The sequence below is a fragment of the Bradyrhizobium sp. CCBAU 51753 genome (genome assembly GCF_015291565.1).
Classification (GTDB): Bacteria; Pseudomonadota; Alphaproteobacteria; order Rhizobiales; family Xanthobacteraceae; genus Bradyrhizobium; species Bradyrhizobium ivorense.
The window spans coordinates 5,591,078-5,608,123 of the sequence record NZ_CP030037.1 but is presented as its reverse complement, the minus strand read 5'-3'; the positions used below and the strand labels follow the sequence as shown (position 1 = coordinate 5,608,123).

The 17,046-nt window shown below is 66.7% G+C and carries 13 protein-coding genes; 7 read left to right on the top strand and 6 right to left on the bottom strand.

All coding sequences use genetic code 11. From position 1 onward, the window contains the following. Nucleotides 1-6 precede the first annotated feature (6 nt). Nucleotides 7-942 carry a sugar kinase gene (locus tag XH93_RS25575; RefSeq protein WP_194469598.1) on the bottom strand — a complete coding sequence of 312 codons (936 nt, stop codon included), beginning with the start codon at nucleotides 940-942 and terminating at the stop codon, nucleotides 7-9. Beyond that, the gene (locus XH93_RS25570; protein ID WP_194469597.1) at nucleotides 926-1,972 is read right to left on the bottom strand and encodes an SPFH domain-containing protein; all 1,047 of its coding nucleotides are present in this window, start codon (nucleotides 1,970-1,972) and stop codon (nucleotides 926-928) included. Before XH93_RS25570 ends, XH93_RS25575 begins: the two co-directional genes overlap by 17 nt. Nucleotides 1,973-2,093: 121 nt before the next feature. Between XH93_RS25570 and XH93_RS25565 the strand changes: the two genes are divergently transcribed. Together XH93_RS25565 and XH93_RS25560 are read left to right on the top strand one after the other, a co-directional pair. Then, a complete protein-coding gene (locus XH93_RS25565) occupies nucleotides 2,094-2,801 on the top strand; it encodes an NUDIX domain-containing protein (protein ID WP_194469596.1) in 708 nt (235 codons plus the stop codon). A gap of 115 nt (nucleotides 2,802-2,916) precedes the next feature. Continuing rightward, nucleotides 2,917-4,617 (top strand): EF-hand domain-containing protein, encoded by a 1,701-nt coding sequence (locus XH93_RS25560; RefSeq protein WP_194469595.1) that lies wholly within the window; start codon nucleotides 2,917-2,919, stop codon nucleotides 4,615-4,617. A 135-nt stretch (nucleotides 4,618-4,752) separates the two neighbouring features. On the opposite strand, the gene XH93_RS25555 is transcribed toward XH93_RS25560, so the two are convergent. The 3 genes from XH93_RS25555 to XH93_RS25545 all read right to left on the bottom strand — a co-directional run bounded on the left by XH93_RS25555 (nucleotide 4,753) and on the right by XH93_RS25545 (nucleotide 8,291). Beyond that, nucleotides 4,753-6,456: a bifunctional protein-serine/threonine kinase/phosphatase gene (locus XH93_RS25555; RefSeq protein ID WP_194469594.1), complete on the bottom strand. Its 1,704-nt coding sequence runs from the start codon at nucleotides 6,454-6,456 to the stop codon at nucleotides 4,753-4,755. 56 nt (nucleotides 6,457-6,512) lie between these two features. After that, nucleotides 6,513-7,772 carry a NarK/NasA family nitrate transporter gene (locus tag XH93_RS25550; RefSeq protein WP_194469593.1) on the bottom strand — a complete coding sequence of 420 codons (1,260 nt, stop codon included), beginning with the start codon at nucleotides 7,770-7,772 and terminating at the stop codon, nucleotides 6,513-6,515. A gap of 321 nt (nucleotides 7,773-8,093) precedes the next feature. After that, a complete protein-coding gene (locus tag XH93_RS25545; protein WP_194469592.1) occupies nucleotides 8,094-8,291 on the bottom strand; it encodes a hypothetical protein in 198 nt (65 codons plus the stop codon). 126 nt (nucleotides 8,292-8,417) lie between these two features. Here XH93_RS25545 and nirB point away from each other — a divergent pair, with 126 nt between their 5' ends. The 5 genes from nirB (at nucleotide 8,418) to XH93_RS25520 (ending at nucleotide 15,999) form a co-directional block, all read left to right on the top strand. Beyond that, nucleotides 8,418-10,862, top strand: coding sequence for a nitrite reductase large subunit NirB (nirB, locus tag XH93_RS25540; RefSeq protein WP_210241774.1), 2,445 nt, complete (start codon nucleotides 8,418-8,420; stop codon nucleotides 10,860-10,862). Then, entirely contained in the window at nucleotides 10,859-11,188 is a 330-nt protein-coding gene (gene nirD / locus XH93_RS25535; protein ID WP_194469591.1) for a nitrite reductase small subunit NirD, read from the top strand. Before nirB ends, nirD begins: the two co-directional genes overlap by 4 nt. 10 nt (nucleotides 11,189-11,198) lie before the next feature. Then, nucleotides 11,199-13,862, top strand: a complete 2,664-nt coding sequence (locus XH93_RS25530) for a nitrate reductase (RefSeq protein WP_194469590.1) — start codon at nucleotides 11,199-11,201, stop codon at nucleotides 13,860-13,862. 244 nt (nucleotides 13,863-14,106) lie between these two features. Then, the gene (locus tag XH93_RS25525) at nucleotides 14,107-15,333 is read left to right on the top strand and encodes a CaiB/BaiF CoA-transferase family protein (RefSeq protein ID WP_194469589.1); all 1,227 of its coding nucleotides are present in this window, start codon (nucleotides 14,107-14,109) and stop codon (nucleotides 15,331-15,333) included. 270 nt (nucleotides 15,334-15,603) lie between these two features. Continuing rightward, a complete protein-coding gene (locus tag XH93_RS25520) occupies nucleotides 15,604-15,999 on the top strand; it encodes a Rid family hydrolase (RefSeq protein WP_194469588.1) in 396 nt (131 codons plus the stop codon). A gap of 207 nt (nucleotides 16,000-16,206) precedes the next feature. Here XH93_RS25520 and XH93_RS25515 read toward each other — a convergent pair whose 3' ends face one another. Beyond that, the gene (locus XH93_RS25515) at nucleotides 16,207-16,899 is read right to left on the bottom strand and encodes a TetR/AcrR family transcriptional regulator (protein WP_194469587.1); all 693 of its coding nucleotides are present in this window, start codon (nucleotides 16,897-16,899) and stop codon (nucleotides 16,207-16,209) included. Between the last annotated feature and the right edge of the window lie 147 nt (nucleotides 16,900-17,046).

The window sequence follows — 17,046 nt, the reverse complement described above, 5'->3', positions numbered from 1 at the left end:
ACCCCGCTACACCACCAGCCGTCCCTCGCGCTCGGCGACCGTGATCTGCGCCTCGGTCCCCGAATTGAAATCCAGCCGGTCGGCCTCGATGCCGTCAGAGAAGATGACGCCGTTCTCGGGCATCAGCGAGCGCACGCTGAGGCGCTCAGTGCGGGCGAGGCTGCCGCAGACCAGATTGACCTGCGAGGTCCGGCTCGGGAACGGCTCGCGCACCGCAAAGCGCAGCGCGTCGGTGTCCCACGCCTGCGGCAGATAGGGCGGGGCGCCGTCGCCGCCACCGAAGCGGCCGGCGATCGCCAGCGAGCCGGTGACGATGCTCTTGAACCAGGCGGTCGAGCCGAGCCCGGTCGCCACGATCAGGCCGCTGGAGGACTGCCGCTCGCGTTCACCCGCGAGCGCGATCTCGTACACGGCAGATACATGCGTGCGCGCGCCGATGAACATCTCGTTGACGGCGTAGAGCACCTGGCCGTTGGCGAGCTCGGCCTTCGCCATCGTCACCGCCTTGTGGCCGCGTCTGTCCGCCGCGACCTCGCCCAACAGGGCAGGGAGGTCGCGCGGCACGAAGGGCAGCAGGATGCCGTCGTAACGCTTGGCGTCCGGGTTGAGCCCGATCAGCGGATGGCCGTCGAGATATTTCATGGTGTTGGCGACCACGCCATCCTGGCCGAGCGCCACCACGATGTCGGACGGGCCGAAGATGAAGTTCGGCAGAAAGCTCCGGTCGATGATCTGGTAGCGGCCCCATTGCTCCAGCGCCTGCACGGTGACACGGCGTTCGGCCTGATAGACATCGTGCTCGCGCTGGTAGTCGGAGAAGTCGGCGCCGAGATGCTCGACATAGAACCGCGCCTGCGCCGCCGTCAGATATCTTGCAATCAGCTCCTCGAGCCGCGTCTTGCGGGTGACGAGCACGATCTTGCGGTCATTGTCGGCGGGCACGGGCGGCCTCCGCGGCAGCGGGCTTGTCCAGCAGCGTGTTGAGCAGGTCGGGCGAGACGTTGAGCTGGCCGATCTTCTCGGCCTTCTCGGCGATGCCGCTGAAGGCCTGCGCGATCAACTGGCCCGGCTGCATGCCGGCGGACGCCAGCGCCTGGATCACGCGGGTGTCGACGCCCTCAAAAATCTTCATCAGCGCGCCGACCCGATAGGCCTCGGCGTCGGCCAGCGTGCGGGTGTTTTCCGCGTTGAGGCCGACAAAGTCCTTGCGCTTGCTCTCCAGCGTGATGTCGGCGACCATGCCGGCCTCGCGCAGCTCGGCCTGCTTGGCCGCGACGCTGGCCTCGGCATCCATCTGGGTCTCGCGGATCGAGCGCTTCTTCTGCTCGACCGCGATCTCGGTGTCGAGCTCGCTCTCGCGGATGGCGCGTTCCTGCTCCACCGCAAAGTTGCGGCGGGCGAAGATCGCCTCGTCGGCGCTCTTGAGGATCGCCTCGCGCGCTTCCGCCTCCAGCGCCTTGGCGGTGTCGGGAGTCGGCTTGACGCCGCGGATCGAGACCCCGAGGATTTCGAGGCCGAGCGCGGCGATATCGGCGCGGCCGCGCAGGCCGCTCTCGATCATGCTTGCGATGCGGTCGGAAGCCTGCAGCGCGTCCTTCAAGGTCAGCTCCTTCACCGCCTGCTGCGCCAGCACCTCGACGGTGGCGAGGATCCGCTGCGGCAGCTTTTCCGGGTCGTCGGATTCGTAGGTCTTGCCGTCCCGCTTCAGGGTGAAGTTCAGCATCGCGGCGGCCTTCTGCGGCTCGCTGATCCGGTAGGTGACGTGGCCCTGAATGGTCAGCGCCTGAAAGTCGCGGGCGATCTGCTGGAAGATGAAGGCGGCGTCGCGGCTGCCGATCGGGACTGCGACCAGCGAGGTGACCGGCGCGTAATAGAAGCCGGACAGGCCGGCGCCCTGCTGGGTCACCGCGCCGCCGCGGAATTTCATCAGATAGGTGGTCGGCTGAGCCTTGATGAAGCGGAGGCCGAACATGGCGCGTTCTCCTGAATAAGTGTGTCTAAGCAACTAAGTTAGTTGGACTGTACAACTAAGTATGTTATTGTCAAGCCGAGCCGGGAAAAGGTTCACGCCAGCGGAGAGGAGAGCGGAAAATATGTCTGACCGACCGGAGCTCGACTTCCCGCGGCCGCTGACGACGGTCGACGTCGTCATTTTCGCCATCCTGTCAGACGCGCTCCAGGTGCTGCTGGTTCAACGCCCGAAGGCGGAAAGCGAGCCGTTTCCAGGATCTTGGGCCTTGCCCGGCGGCTTCATCGACATCGCCGGCGACCGCGATCTGGAGGCCTGCGCGGTGCGCAAGCTGAAGGACAAGACCGGCGTGGTCAGTCCCTATCTGGAGCAGCTCGGCAGCTGGGGCAGCGCCACGCGGGATCCGCGCGGCTGGTGTGCCACCCATGTCTATTTCGCGCTGCTGGGCGAGCACGCGGCCGGCGGCACACGGGCGGCGGATGCGCAATGGTTCGCGATTGACGGCGAGAAGGTGAAGCCAAAGCTCGCCTTCGATCATGCCGAGATCCTGCAGGCCGCGATCCAGCGCCTGCGCGCCAAGGTCGAGTACACCTCGCTGCCGGCCTATCTGATGGCGCCGGAGTTCACCCTGCCGGAATTGCAGCGCAGCTACGAGATCGTGCTCGACCGTCCGCTGGAGAAGAGCGCCTTCCGCACCCGCATGCTCGCCGCCGACCTGATCGAGCCGATCGCCAAAATGCGCAAGGGACCGAACCGCCCGGCACAGCTCTACCGGCTGAAGAAGGCCAAAGCCCCGGTGTTCTTTGCGCGCACGTTCAATCCGCCGGATTGAGCATGTTGGTGGCCGGACACCGGCGCGCGGCGAACCAAACAATTTGAAGCAACGCGGGACGGCAAATTTAATATATGTACGCGACACCGCTCAACCTGGAATAGTGGAGTTTGCAATGCGATTGCGGGTGGTTCGCGTTCTCGGCGCTTCGGCGATGTGTCTCGGTGTGCTGGCTGGGCCGGCGAGCGCCAGCACTGAATGGGTCGTCAACCGGATGGGCGGCCTCATGCGCGCCGACGTGACCTGGAAGCAGGTCAGGTCGCAGACGTTGGCGGCGTTCTATCAGAGCAATCCGGACGAGCGCGGCGTCACCGCGCAAGGCGTCGACGATTTGCGCAAGATAATCGCAGCGCAGCGGCGGTCGCAGGCCATCATGCAGATCCTGGTCTATGACCTCGACGGCGACGGCGCCGTGACGAAGCAAGAGATCACCGCCGTGATGCAGCCGCGGGCGCGGCAGATGATCCATGCCAATGGCGTGCAGCTCGAACCGACGCCGCAACAGACGCGCCTCCAGCTCGACAGGCTGGTCAGCGACGCACTCAAGCCGGACGCCGACCACGACGGCGTCATCAGCGCCGCCGAGATTCAGCAGGAGGGGCAGCGGCAGGCGGACCAGGCGAGCACGGGCTGGCGGCAGAACGGGAATCAGTACATCCCGATGACGCTCGATGCCAACGGGGACGGCGCGGTCTCGCTCGCGGAATATGAGACGGCGATCCGCGAGCAATTCGATGCGGTCGACCAGGATCGCGACGGCCGCATTTCGGCGCTCGAGGCAGCCGAATTCGGCAAGCGCGCCAATGAGGCCCGCTTGGCGGTGCAGCGTGCGCGCGAGGCGGAGGTCAAGAAGCAGCGGCTCGCAGCAAGCGTGGCGGGCTGCGACGTGCCGGCTCCGCCGCGCGATGCGCGCATTATCCTGCTCGGCGCGACGGAGGGCAGGGCGTTGTCGAACGCCTGGATCGGCAGCGAGGACCGCATGACCTATGTGACCACGGTCGAGATCGCGCCGGGACCCGCGCCGCTCTATCTGGCGCTGGCGAGCGGCGGCGCGATGATCTGGGACATTGTTGGTGCGACCGAGCGCATCGCAGGTGTCGTCGCCCATGGCGAACGGACCGCCGAAAAGGAGGGCCCGGTGCGCGTTGTCGAGTCCAGCGCCGGGCGTCCGCGTATTGGCAAGCCGCTGGTCGGCGTGATGGGCGTGCCGCGCGAGAAAATACGCTTCACGGCGCACACCGGATGTCTGGTGCCGCCGATGGATGCGACCATGAAGGACGGCAGTGCGCAGGAAATCGCAACGCTGCTGCTGGGGCGTGCGGCGGACGAGATCGGCGGCGAGTATAGCGCAGGAACCTTCCGTGTTCCGGCCGCGCGGCATTTTGAGGACCGCCCGGTCCGCAATGCCATTCCATTGCCGAGGGAAGGGCTTGGCGATTTGCTGTGGCGTGAGGTGCGCGAGGACTTCCCGGCAGGGATCGCGCAGATCGACATTGAGCAGGTGGTCTCGGCTCATCCGGTGAAGCACTATTCCATCTTGCCGGCGCGTGCCGGTCTTGCGGAACTGGTCGACACCGGCGCGCTGCTGGTCACCAGCACGACCCGCGGTGTCCGGATCAACGGCGGCGACGTCAGGCCGTACATCTCGCCGGACAAATACAAGATTGCCAGGAAGCTCCGGCTTCCCGCCGGCGCATCGGGGACTTTCGTCCTGCCCTCCCAGGTGCCGGCGCCTGACGGCGATCTCAGCACCGCCTGCGTGTTGACGGAAACCGACATGAAGCCGGTCAGCGGATCACGCGCGAACTGCAGCTAGGTCAGACCACGAGATTGAAGCCGGGCGTCGCGACGTCCGACAGGGACGAGGCGAGAAACATCTTGCCGCGCAGGTGCCTGATCGCGAGCGTGCCGGGAATGCGGTGACCCGCGCGCGGCGCTCACCCAATCGCCTTTAGTGCCGCGCCAGCAGCACCACGATGATCAGCGCCAGGAGGGCGCACAGCACCTTCCAGAACGTCACGGGATCGCGGTCGTGCAGCGATTTGCGGGCCGTGACGGCGGGGCCGGCCCAGGTTGCGCCGTTCTCCAATTCGTGCGCGAACTCGATGGCATCGCCAAAGCGCTGCGCCGGGTCGACGCTGAGCGCCTTGCCGATCACGGCATCGAGCCAGGCCGGCAGGTCCGGCCGGTAGCGCGACAGCGGCGCCGGCTTGCCGAAGCGCGGCCGTGAGAACGGCTCGATCTCGCCGAACGGATAGTTTTGGGTGAACATGCGGTAGACGGTGACGCCGAGCGCGAACAAGTCGGAGGCCTCGTCGCCGGCCTTACCGCCGAACAGTTCGGGCGCCATGTAGCTCGCGGTCCCCGGAATGTCCTCGGCGGGAAAATCCTCCAGCAGCGGCACCCGCGCGACGCCGAGGTCGACGAGGCGCAGGCCGCCGTCCTTCAGCAGGATCACATTGTCGGGCTTGATGTCGCGATGGATGATGCCGGCGCGGTGCAGCGCCGTCACCGCGCGCACCAGCTTGGTCGCAATGGCGATGCCTTCGGTGAGCGACAGCCGCGGCGCGCGGCCGAGCCGCTGCTCCAGCGTCTCGCCCTCGTAGAGCGGCATCGCCGAATAAAGCCGCGTCTGCCGCTCCGCGGGCACCTCGATGATCTCGCCGATCCACAGGCTGCGCACCCGCGCGGCGACCCACGCCTCGCGGACGAAGGCGAGCCGATAGGAGCCTTCGCTTGCGACCCTTGGATGCGGAAATTTCAGCACCACCTCGCGACCGGCCCGCTTGTCGACGGCCTTGAACAGGCGGCTGTAGCGCCCGTCGGACAAGACGTCGCCGAGGCTGAAATCATCGACGGTGTCGCCGGCCTCCGGCAAATCGAGGATCGGCAGCGTCGCGATCGCGTAGGTGAGCTCGTCGCGATCCGCCGGCGGCAGGTCGACCACGTCGAGCACCAGCGCGGTGCTGTTGTCGCTGCTGCCGGCTGCAAGCGCCGTCTCGACGATGCTGCGCGCGGCGTCATCCGGCGGCGTGCGTTCCTCCAACAGTTGCTTCAGCCGGGAATCGCCGAGCGCGCCGTGCACGCCGTCGCTGCAGATCAGGAGACGATCGTGCTGCCGCAATCCGACGCTGGCGTAATCGAAGCGGGCGAACTCCTCGAAGCCGATGGCGCGGCTCAGCAGATGGGCGAGGTCGCCGCGGCCGGCGATGTGGTCCTGCGTCAGCCGCTCCAGCCGGCCGTCGCTCAGGCGATAGGCGCGGGTGTCGCCGATATGGATGACGTGGCACTGCCGCCGCGACAGGATGACGGAGGAGAAGGCGCAGGCCATGCCGCTGCGCGCGGCGTCGACCCGGCCCTGGCCGTAGATCCAGCTATTGGCGGCTTCCAGCGCCCGCGCGGCGCGGCGGCGCACGCCGAGGGTCTCGGGCAGGGAATAATAGGCGTCGATGAAGCTGCGGACGGCGATCTCCGCGGCCTCGCGTCCGCCCTTGTGGCCGCCGACGCCGTCGGCGACCGCGGCCACGACGTCGCGGTGAACCATGCCGGGCCGGCCGAGGCAGGCCGCGACATAGTCCTCATTGGCGTCGCGCCTGCCGGTCTCGCTGGCGAAGCCGACGCGGACGCCGAGGTCGCGCTGCAAGTCTCGTTGCATGCCGCTTTGCGCGCCGTTCGCCACGTTCGAGCCCCGTCATTGCGCGGGGCGGGCGGTCAGACGCGCGCTCCCGACACTGCGCCCCAGGTGGTGCGCCAGCGGACCTTGACCATGGCAAGTCCGATGAAGCCAAGCAACGCCAGCGCGCCGAAGAACAGGAAGCCGGCGCCGAAGCCGCCGGTCATGCCTTTTGCGGTGCCGAGCGTCTGGGCGAGGAAGAAGCCGCCGATGCCGCCGGCGCAACCGACGAGGCCGGTCATCAAGCCGATCTCGTGCCGGAAGCGCAGCGGGATCAGTTGGAACACGGCGCCGTTGCCCATGCCGAGTGCCAGCACGCCGATCGAGAACAGCAGCACCGAGATCCAGGCGATGCGCGGCATCTCGGTCAGCGACCAGCCGGCCTGCCCGGGCGCGGCCGGGCCCTCCGGCATGAAGGCGATGACGAGATAGGCGGCGACCACGATGCCGAACAGGATCGACAGCGAGCGGATGCCGCCGATGCGGTCGGCGATCAGGCCGCCGACCGGGCGGAAGCCGGAGCCGAACGCGACGATCAGCGCGACCAGGAGGCCCGCCGCGACGCCGGAGACGTGATACTGCACCGTGAAATACAGCGGCAGCGCGTTGGCGAGGCCGACGAAGCCGCCGAAGGTGATGAAGTAGAAGAACATGAACCAGCGGCTGTCGGAATCCTTCAGCAGCGCGCCATAGGCCTTCAGCGACACCGGCTTGCGCTCGCCCGGCGCGTCCTTGGCCGCGACGATATAATAGGCCAGCACCATCAGCATCGGAACCAGCAGGCAGCCGAACACGGCCTGCCAGCCCCAATGTTCGGCGATCGAGGGCGCGAGCAGCGTGTCGAGCACGACGCCCATATTGCCGGCGCCGGCGATCCCCATCACCACGCCCTGATATTGCGGCGGATACCAGCGGCTCGCCTGCGGCAGCGCCACCGCGAACGAGGCGCCGCCGATGCCGAGGACAAGTCCGAACAGCTCGATCGCGAGCTTGCTGGTCAGCCCGAAATGCCAGACCGCAATGGTCGCTAATATGACCACGAGCTGGGCGATGATGCCGGTGCGCTTGGCGCCGATGATGTCGGCGAGCAGGCCCATCGGCACGCGGAGCAGCGCGCCGGCGAGCACGGGGATCGCGACCAAAGTGAACTTCTCGTTCACGGCCAGATTCATGTCGCGCGCGATGTAGACGATCAGCGGTCCGAGCGCGACCCACGCCATGAAACTGATGTCGAAGTACAGGAACGCAGCGAGCAGTGTCGGCCAGTGACCTGCCTTCTTGAACTCGGCTAGCTTCATCCAAGCGTCTCGCGTTGATGCGGCGGAGGCAGCCGCAGGCGTGCGACTGTCTCGGACACAGATAAACAATGTGGGTGAAAGTGAGCGCGCTCGTCGTTGAGACGCACTCGGTCAGGGAGATATCTCAGCAAGTCCCGTGCCATCGAAGCGATCGCGGCGCTTTGCCTTGCAGTCGCAAGGCGTTGCCGCAAGATGTTGAACGGCATGCGGCACCCGCGATTGCCGTGGCTTGCAGCACGTGCCGCCGCGCAAACGCGCATGCTGGTGTTTTTTTGAGCGGTGTGCACATCGGCGCGCGCCGACGCGTCGACGTCGCGCTCGTCATCGCCGTGGCGGCTGACTATGCTGTGCTGCACAAGAGATCATCGGCGTGGCTAAAAAATCGGCCGGCGGTGCACGCGCCGCGTCATCAGGCAGATTCGAGGACGTCGAGAATGCCTTGATTTCGCTGCCAGATTCCATCGGGCCGAATTGGCATGCGTCTTGAATATCAGTCACCAACGGAACATCGATCGTCATTGGCGACGGTCTGCGCCCGCGGCTGGGCTTCCTACAAATCCAACCTTTATCGGTGCCGATCCACGACGCATGCGCGTCGTTGGCAGCGCCGTCGGAATTGAGAGGCAGACCATGCTCGACAAGGTGATCAAGCAAAAGCTGGTGGTGATCGGCAACGGAATGGCCGGCATCCGCACGGTGGAGGCGCTACTCGAACGCGCGCCCGATCTCTACGACATCACGGTGTTCGGCTCCGAACCCTACGGCAACTACAACCGCATCCTGCTGTCGCCGGTGCTCGCCGGCGAGAAGACCGTCGACGACATCATGCTCAACACCGTCGACTGGTACGAGGACAACAACATCACGCTGCGCAAGGGCGAGACGGTCACCATGATCGATCGCCGCACCTGCGAGGTGGTCACGGAGGCCGGCGCGCGCGTTCCCTACGACCGCCTGCTGATCGCGACCGGCTCCAATCCGATCATGTTGCCGCTGCCGGGCAAGGACCTGCCGGGCGTGATCGGCTTCCGCGACATCTACGACGTCGACCGAATGATCAAGGCGTCGACCGACTATCGCAACGCCGTCGTGATCGGCGGCGGTCTGCTCGGTCTTGAAGCCGCCAACGGGCTGATGAAGCGCGGCATGAACGTCACCGTCGTGCATCTGCTCGACACGCTGATGGAGCGCCAGCTCGATCCGGTCGCCGGCGGCCTGCTGCGCAAGTCGCTGGAAGAGCGCGGCATGGTGTTCAAGATGCCGGCGCAGACTCAGGCGATCCTGGGCGAGGACCGCGTCACCGGCGTGCGCTTCGGCGACGGCACCGAGCTGGCCGCCGATCTCGTGGTGATGGCGGTCGGCATCCGGCCGAATTTCGAGCTCGCCAAGAAGGCGGGGCTGCACTGCGAGCGCGGCATCGTCGTCTCCGACACCATGCAGACCTATGACGGCCGCATCTATGCGGTCGGCGAATGCGTGCAGCACCGCCGCCAGGTCTATGGCCTCGTCGCGCCGCTGTTCGAGCAGGCCAAGGTCTGCGCCAACCATCTCGCGATGAAGGGCTTTGCCACCTATGACGGCTCGGTCACCTCGACCAAGCTGAAGGTCACCGGCATCGACCTGTTCTCGGCCGGCGACTTCTCGCCCGGGCCGGACAAGGAGGAGATCGTGCTGCAGGACGCCAATCGTGGCGTCTACAAGCGCATCATCCTGAAGGACAAGAAGATCGTCGGCGCCGTGCTCTACGGCGACACCATCGACGGTCCCTGGTACTTCCAGCATCTGCGCGACGGCACCGACGTCTCGCATATGCGCGAGCGGCTGGTGTTCGGCGCCGCCAATCTCGGCGACGGCGGCGTCAACGGCCAGAACTCGGTCGCCGCGATGAGCGACGAGACTGAGATCTGCGGCTGCAACGGCGTCTGCAAGGGCGCGATCGTCAAGGCGATCAGCGAGAAGAAGCTGTTCACGCTCGACGACGTCCGCGCCCATACCAAGGCATCGTCGTCCTGCGGCTCCTGCACCGGCCTGGTCGAACAGGTCCTGGCCTTCACGCTCGGCGGCGACTATTCGGCGGCGCCCAAGGTCAAGCCGCTGTGCAAATGCACCGATCACAGCCACGACGACGTCCGCCGCGTCATCGTCGAGCAGCAGCTCAAGACCATCCCGGCGGTGATGCGCTTCATGGAGTGGAAGACGCTGAACGGCTGCCACTCCTGCCGCCCGGCGCTGAACTATTATCTGCTCGCGACCTGGCCCGGCGAGTATCGCGACGACCAGCAGTCGCGCTTCATCAACGAGCGTGTCCACGCCAACATCCAGAAGGACGGCACCTATTCGGTGGTGCCGCGGATGTGGGGCGGCGTCACCACGCCGAGCGAGCTGCGCGCGATCGCCGACGTCGCCGAGAAGTTCAACATCCCGACCGTCAAGGTCACCGGCGGCCAGCGCATCGACCTGCTCGGCGTCAAGAAGGAGGACCTGCCGGCGGTGTGGGCCGACCTCAACGACGCCGGCATGGTGTCGGGCCACGCCTACGCCAAGGGCCTGCGCACGGTGAAGACCTGCGTCGGCTCCGAATGGTGCCGCTTCGGCACCCAGGACTCCACCGGTCTCGGCATCAAGCTCGAGAAGTTCATGTGGGGCTCGTGGACCCCGGCCAAGGTCAAGCTCGGCGTCTCCGGCTGCCCGCGCAACTGCGCCGAGGCGACCTGCAAGGATGTCGGCGTGGTCTGCGTCGATTCCGGCTACGAGATCCACTTCGCCGGCGCCGCCGGCCTGCACATCAAGGGCACCGAGTTCCTGACCAAGGTCGAGACCGAGGACGAGGCGCTGGAGGTGATCGTGGCGCTGACCCAGCTTTACCGCGAGGAGGGCTGGTATCTCGAGCGCATGTACAAGTGGTGCGACCGCGTCGGCCTCGAGCAGATCAGGAAGCGTGTGGTCGACGACGTCAAGAACCGCAAGGCGCTGTTCGAGCGCTTCGCCTATTCGCAGCAGTTCTCGCAGAGCGATCCGTGGGCGGAGCGCGCCAGCCGCGGCGTCGACCGCAACGAATTCGCCCCGCTTGCCGAATTGGAGCTCGCATGACCCAGTGGATCGAAATCGGCGCGCTGGACGACATTCCGCGGCTCGGCTCGCGCGTGGTGCGCACGCCCGGCGGCAACATCGCGGTGTTCCGCACCGAAAGCGACGAGGTGTTCGCGCTCGACGACCGCTGCCCGCACAAGGGCGGGCCGCTGTCGCAGGGCATCGTGCACAACAAGCGCGTGACCTGTCCGCTGCACAATTTCGTCATCGAGCTGGCGAGCGGCGAGGCGGTCGCGCCCGACGAGGGCTGCACCCGCTCGCATCCGGCCAAGGTCGAGAACGGCATCGTGTGGCTGGCGCTGCGGCAGGCCGCGGCAGTGAGCTGAGCTGAGCGCCATGGCGGTCAAGACCACGTGTCCTTATTGCGGCGTCGGTTGTGGCGTGATCGCGAGCAGGGACGCGGCCGGCACGGTCAGTGTCGAGGGCGACCGGCAGCATCCGGCCAATTTCGGCCGGCTTTGCAGCAAGGGCTCGGCGCTGGCCGAGACGATCGGTCTTGAAGGGCGGTTGCTCGAACCGCTGGTCGACGGCCAGCCGGCGACCTGGGACGACGCGCTCGATCGCGTCGCCGACGGCTTTGGTCGCGTCATCAGGGAGCACGGACCCGACGCGGTGGCGTTCTACGTCTCCGGCCAACTCTTGACCGAGGACTATTACGTTATCAACAAGCTCGCCAAGGGCTTTGTCGGCACCGCCAATATCGACACCAACTCGCGGCTGTGCATGGCCTCCAGCGTCGCCGGGCACAAGCGCGCCTTCGGCAGCGACACCGTGCCGGGCTGCTATGAGGATCTCGAACAGGCGGACCTGTTGGTGCTGGTCGGCTCCAACGCCGCATGGTGCCATCCGATCCTGCACCAGCGCATGCTGGCGGCAAAGGAGAAGAATCCCGCCTGCAAGATCGTGGTGATCGATCCGCGCCGCACCGCGACCTGCGAGGGTGCCGATCTGCACCTGCCGCTGCGCTCCGGCAGCGACGCGGTGCTGTTCAACGGGCTGTTCGCATTCCTTGCCGGCAGCAAGGCGGTCGATCGCGAGTTCGTCGGCAATTGCACCACCGGCGTCGTCGAGGCGCTCAAGCAGGTCGCCGGCCAGACCGTGGCGCAGACCGCCGCGACCTGCGGCCTCAGCGAAGGCGCGGTCGGATTGTTCTTCGACTGGTTCGCGCGGACCGAGCGTGTCGTCACGCTGTATTCGCAAGGCATCAACCAGTCGAGCAGCGGCGTCGACAAGGTCAATGCCATCATCAACTGCCATCTCCTGACCGGGCGGATCGGGCGCCCCGGCATGGGGCCGTTCTCGCTGACCGGCCAGCCCAATGCGATGGGCGGCCGCGAGGTCGGCGGGCTCGCCAACCAGCTTGCCGCGCATATGGAGCTCGAGAACCCCGCGCATCGCGAACTGGTGCGGCGATTCTGGCGCGCGCCGGTGATGGCGGAGAAGGGCGGCTTGAAGGCGGTCGACATGTTCGACGCCATCGCCGACGGCCGCATCAAGGCGGTGTGGATCATCTCGACCAATCCGGCGGTGAGCCTGCCCGATGCCGACCGCGTCCGTGCCGCGCTCGACAAGTGCGAGCTGGTCGTGGTGTCGGATTGCGTGCGCGACACCGACACCACGCGTTATGCCGATGTGCTGCTGCCGGCGCTGGCGTGGGGCGAGAAGGACGGCACCGTCACCAACTCGGAGCGCCGGATCTCGCGGCAGCGCCGGTTCCTCGAGGTACCAGGCGAGGCGCGCGCCGACTGGCGCATCATCTGCGACGTCGCCGCCCGCATGGGATATTCCGGCTTCGACTACGGCTCGGTCGCCGAGGTGTTCCGCGAGCACGCCGAACTGTCGGGCTTCGAGAACAATGGCGCGCGCGACTTCGACATCTCGGCGTTGTCGACGCTCGACGAGCGCGGCTATGAGGCGCTGGCGCCGGTGCAATGGCCCGTGACCTCAGATCATCCGGCCGGCACGGCGCGGATGTTCGAAACCGCAAAATTCTTCACGCCGGATCGCAAGGCGCGCTTCATTCCGATCGCACCGCGCGCGCCGCGTCATGCGACCAGCCGCGACTATCCGCTGGTGCTCAACAGCGGGCGCGTCCGCGATCAGTGGCACACCATGACGCGGACCGGCAAAACCGCGCGGCTGCTGTCGCATGTGTTCGAGCCCTATGCCGAATTCCATCCCGAGGATGCGCGGCTCGCCGGCCTTGCCAATGACACCCTGGCGCGGCTGACCAGCCCGTGGGGCGAGATGATCGCGCGCGTCGTGGTCTCATCCGACCAGCGCCGCGGCTGCGTGTTCGTGCCGATGCACTGGAACGCGGAGTTTGCCGGCGAGGGGCGGGTCAATGCGCTGGTCAACCCGGCCACCGACCCGTTGTCGGGCCAGCCGGAATCGAAGCACACGCCGGTGAAGGCCGATCCCTACGCGCCGCAATGGCACGCCTTTATCCTGAGCCGCAATCCGATCCGGCGTCCGGAGGCGGGCTACTGGGTGCACGGCAAGGCCGGCGACTGCTGGCGGTTGGAACTGGCCGGCGAAACGCGGCCGGAGAGCTGGCGCGACTGGGCGCGTGCGCAACTCGGCCTCGACGACGTCGAGATCGAGTGGATCGCCTATCGCGATCCCGGCGCCGGACGCTTCCGCTACGCGGCGGTGCGCGACGGCCGCCTCGATGGCTGCGTGTTCATCGCGCCCGACCACACGCTGCCGTCGCGGGCGTGGCTGACCGGGCTGTTTGCCGAACCGCAATTGTCGGCGAATGCGCGGATGTCGCTGCTGGCGGGCCGGCCGTTCGGGGCCGGCGAGGACACCGGCCCGGTGGTCTGTTCCTGCTTTGGCGTCGGACGGCACCAGATCACCGCCGAGATCGGCAAGGGCGCCGACAGCGTCGAGGCGATCGGCCGGCGCCTGAAGGCCGGCACCAATTGCGGCGGCTGCCGGCCCGAGATCAGCAAGCTGGTCGGCGCCCGCGCGCAAATGCGGCAGGCGGCGGCATCCTAACAACCGGGGCAGATCGGCCCGACGCAGAATTGCAGTCGGCGGTTTCGCAATTTCGCGCGGCGGCAATCCGCGACCTCCAGGAGCCGGTTCCGGCGGATGTACCGCCGCGCTGCACATAGGGCGCAGGCGGATGGTGTCATGCCGCCAATGCAGTGCTCGCCACACCAAAATGGTGTATCGGCAAGCCGAGCGGCGCGCGGACAGGGGTCCTGCGCCACATAATCACAAATTGGAGGACGCTTTCATGTCGGCTCTGCCACTCTCGGGCATCAAGATTCTCGATTTGACGCGGGTGCTGGCGGGCCCGTTGTCGGCCCAGATGCTGGCGGATCTCGGCGCCGACGTGATCAAGATCGAGCGTCCCGGCGGCGGCGACGATGCCCGCGCCTTCGGCCCGCCTTACCTGACCGATCCCGAGGGCAAGGAGAACAACAACAATTCGTTCTATCTCTGCGCCAACCGCAACAAGAAGTCGGTCACCGTCAATATTGCAAAACCCGAAGGGCAGCAGATCATCCGCGAGCTGGCCAAGACCGCCGACGTGATGATGGAGAACTACAAGGTCGGCGACCTCAAGCGCTACGGCCTCGACTACGAGACCATCAAGGCGATCAACCCCGGCATCATCTATTGCTCGGTGACCGGCTTCGGTCAGACCGGCCCCTATGCGCCGCGCGCCGGCTATGACGCGATCCTGCAGGCGATGGGCGGGCTGATGAGCGTCACCGGCCATATCGACGGCGAGCCGGGCGAAGGCCCGATGAAGGTCGGCCCTTCGATCGTCGACTACATGACCGGCATGAACACCTCGATCGGCATTCTCTCCGCGCTCTACCATCGCGACGCCAACAATGGGGAGGGGCAGCATATCGACGTCTGCCTGTTCGACACTGTGATCGCCTCGCTGTCGCACTGGCTGCAGATCTATCTCGTCAACGGCAAGATGCCGCCGCGCCGCGGCACCTGGGGCAATGGCGGCATGCCGGCCGGCGTGTTCCGCTGCACCGACGGCGAACTGATGCTGGTGGTCGGCAATGACGGCCAGTTCCAGCGCACCTGCGCCGTGCTCGGCGAGCCCGAGCTCGCCAATGACAAGCGCTTCATCAAGAACAACGACCGCGTCGTGCACGGCAAGGAGATCATGGCGATCTTCGCCGGCCTGTTCCTGAAAAAGCCGGTGGCCTACTGGCTGGAGAAGCTGGAGGAGGCCGGCGTGCCGTCCGGTCCGATCAACAATTTCGAGCAGGTGTTTTCCGATCCGCACGTGCAGTCGCGCGGCATGCGGGTCAAGGTCGACCATCCGTTCGAGCCGAACCTGTCGCTGATCCGCAATGCGCTGAGTTTCTCCGGCACCCCCATCACCGACTACCGCGCCCCGCCGTTGCTCGGGGCCAACACCAGGGACGTGCTGGCGACAATCGGTTACGACGACGCCAAGGTCGAGGCGCTGAAGGCGCAGGGGATCGTGTAGCCGCGGGCGGGGCTGCCCGCGCGCCGGTTGATCCCCGTCATCCTGAGGTGCTCGCCTCTTCGGCGAGCCTCGAAGGATGAATCGGCCACCAGCCGGGCCGTCGACCCTTCGAGGGCCTTCGAGGGCCGCTGAAGAAGCGGCCACCTCAGAGTGACGGACCGAACGCGCAGGGTGCCGGGGCATTACGACAACACTTCGACTGATATCGAAACATGATTGACGCGATCGCGCTACTCTGGCGCGATCGATCCCTGTCGAAGGTGTCAATCAATGAAACGAGAAGTCGTCCGCGTCGAACCGATCTCGACCTGGCTGGAGCGCTGGAAGGCGCCGGCGTCGGTGGTCACCTGCGCCGGCAACATGGTGTTCGTCTCCGGCCTGCCGCCGTTCGATCCCGCAACCGGCGAGATCGCCGCCGGCGCCTCGATCGAGCGGCAGAGCGAACTCGTCATGGAGCAGCTCAAGCTCTGCCTCGTCACCGCCGGCGCTTCGCTCGACAATGTGATGAAGTGCAACGTGTTCTGCACCTCGGCCAAACATTTCGCGGCGTTCAACGCGGTCTACGCCCGATATTTCCCGAACGATCCGCCGGCGCGGATCTTTGTCTGCATCCCGGAATGGACCGGCCCGTTCGACGTCGAGATCGACTGCATCGCGATGGTGTGAGGGCAGCACGACTGATCGGCTCCGCTTCACCTCGCCCCGCTTGCGGGGAGAGGTCGAATTCGAGCGTAGCTCGAATTCGGGTGAGGGGGAATCTCCGCGCGCACGTCTTTCACCGTATCTGTGGAGGCAGCCCCTCACCCCAACCCTCTCCCCGCAAGGGCGGGGCGAGGGGGCGCAGCGCCGCCGGGGCCGCTCTTCGCGCCTGTTTCAAAGATCCTGCCGCGTCAACCGTCCCTGCATCGCCGCCGACCGTGCGGCGGGCTTGCTGGCGGGGACCTCGCCTGCGGTCAGCGCCATCACGGTGACGCTGACGACGCGGTCGATGATGGCGCGGACGTCGTCGAGGTCGCATTTGCCTTCCGACAGCCTGAGCAGCCGCTCCTTCTCGCGGATGGTGTGGTGCGCCATCGCCAGCGCAAAGTGCAGGCCCCAATACAGCTCGGTGTCGTCACGCCCGGGCATCGCGCGGCGCATCGCGGCGGCGAATTTGCGCAAGTGATCGACCTCGCGGTTCTTGATGCGGCGGATCGGCGGCACCGATTCGATCGAGGCGCGGATCATGAAGCGCGCTGCGGTCGAGCCTTCGCGGTCGGGCCCGAGGCAACCGCGCAGCGGCGGGCCGACCAGCGCACGGATGATGTCCTCGATCGCGGCGCGGCCGCCGCCGCGTTCCTCCGCCGCCTTCAATTCGTTGAGGCGCTCGCGGTTGGTCTGGATGCTGCGGGTGACGAACAGCTCCGCGATCAATTCGTCCTTGGAGCCGAAGTGGTAGTTCACCGCGGCGAGGTTGACATTGGCCTCGGCGACGATGTCGCGCAGCGTGACGTCGCCGAAACCGCGGTCGGCATAGAGCCGCTCGGCGGCGGCGAGTATCGCGGATCGGGTCTGATCGCTGGCCATGGCTCCAAACCTCCGGTCATTCCGGACCGCGATGACGTCGCGAACCCGGAATCTTGCACCGTAACCTCGGGATTCCGGGTTCGGCGCTGGGCGCGCCGCCCCGGAATGACGTGGGCGGACGGTGGTTGCATTTCAAACATTTGTATG

Excerpts from the sequence above, each read along its gene's own strand:
- XH93_RS25570 (WP_194469597.1), bottom strand. The coding sequence starts at position 1,972 with ATGTTCGGCCTCCGCTTCATCAAGGCTCAGCCGACCACCTATCTGATG.
- XH93_RS25565 (WP_194469596.1), top strand. The coding sequence starts at position 2,094 with ATGTCTGACCGACCGGAGCTCGACTTCCCGCGGCCGCTGACGACGGTC.
- XH93_RS25560 (WP_194469595.1), top strand. The coding sequence starts at position 2,917 with ATGCGATTGCGGGTGGTTCGCGTTCTCGGCGCTTCGGCGATGTGTCTC.
- XH93_RS25555 (WP_194469594.1), bottom strand. The coding sequence starts at position 6,456 with ATGCAACGAGACTTGCAGCGCGACCTCGGCGTCCGCGTCGGCTTCGCC.
- XH93_RS25550 (WP_194469593.1), bottom strand. The coding sequence starts at position 7,772 with ATGAAGCTAGCCGAGTTCAAGAAGGCAGGTCACTGGCCGACACTGCTC.
- XH93_RS25545 (WP_194469592.1), bottom strand. The coding sequence starts at position 8,291 with ATGACGATCGATGTTCCGTTGGTGACTGATATTCAAGACGCATGCCAA.
- nirD (WP_194469591.1), top strand. The coding sequence starts at position 10,859 with ATGACCCAGTGGATCGAAATCGGCGCGCTGGACGACATTCCGCGGCTC.
- XH93_RS25530 (WP_194469590.1), top strand. The coding sequence starts at position 11,199 with ATGGCGGTCAAGACCACGTGTCCTTATTGCGGCGTCGGTTGTGGCGTG.
- XH93_RS25525 (WP_194469589.1), top strand. The coding sequence starts at position 14,107 with ATGTCGGCTCTGCCACTCTCGGGCATCAAGATTCTCGATTTGACGCGG.
- XH93_RS25520 (WP_194469588.1), top strand. The coding sequence starts at position 15,604 with ATGAAACGAGAAGTCGTCCGCGTCGAACCGATCTCGACCTGGCTGGAG.
- XH93_RS25515 (WP_194469587.1), bottom strand. The coding sequence starts at position 16,899 with ATGGCCAGCGATCAGACCCGATCCGCGATACTCGCCGCCGCCGAGCGG.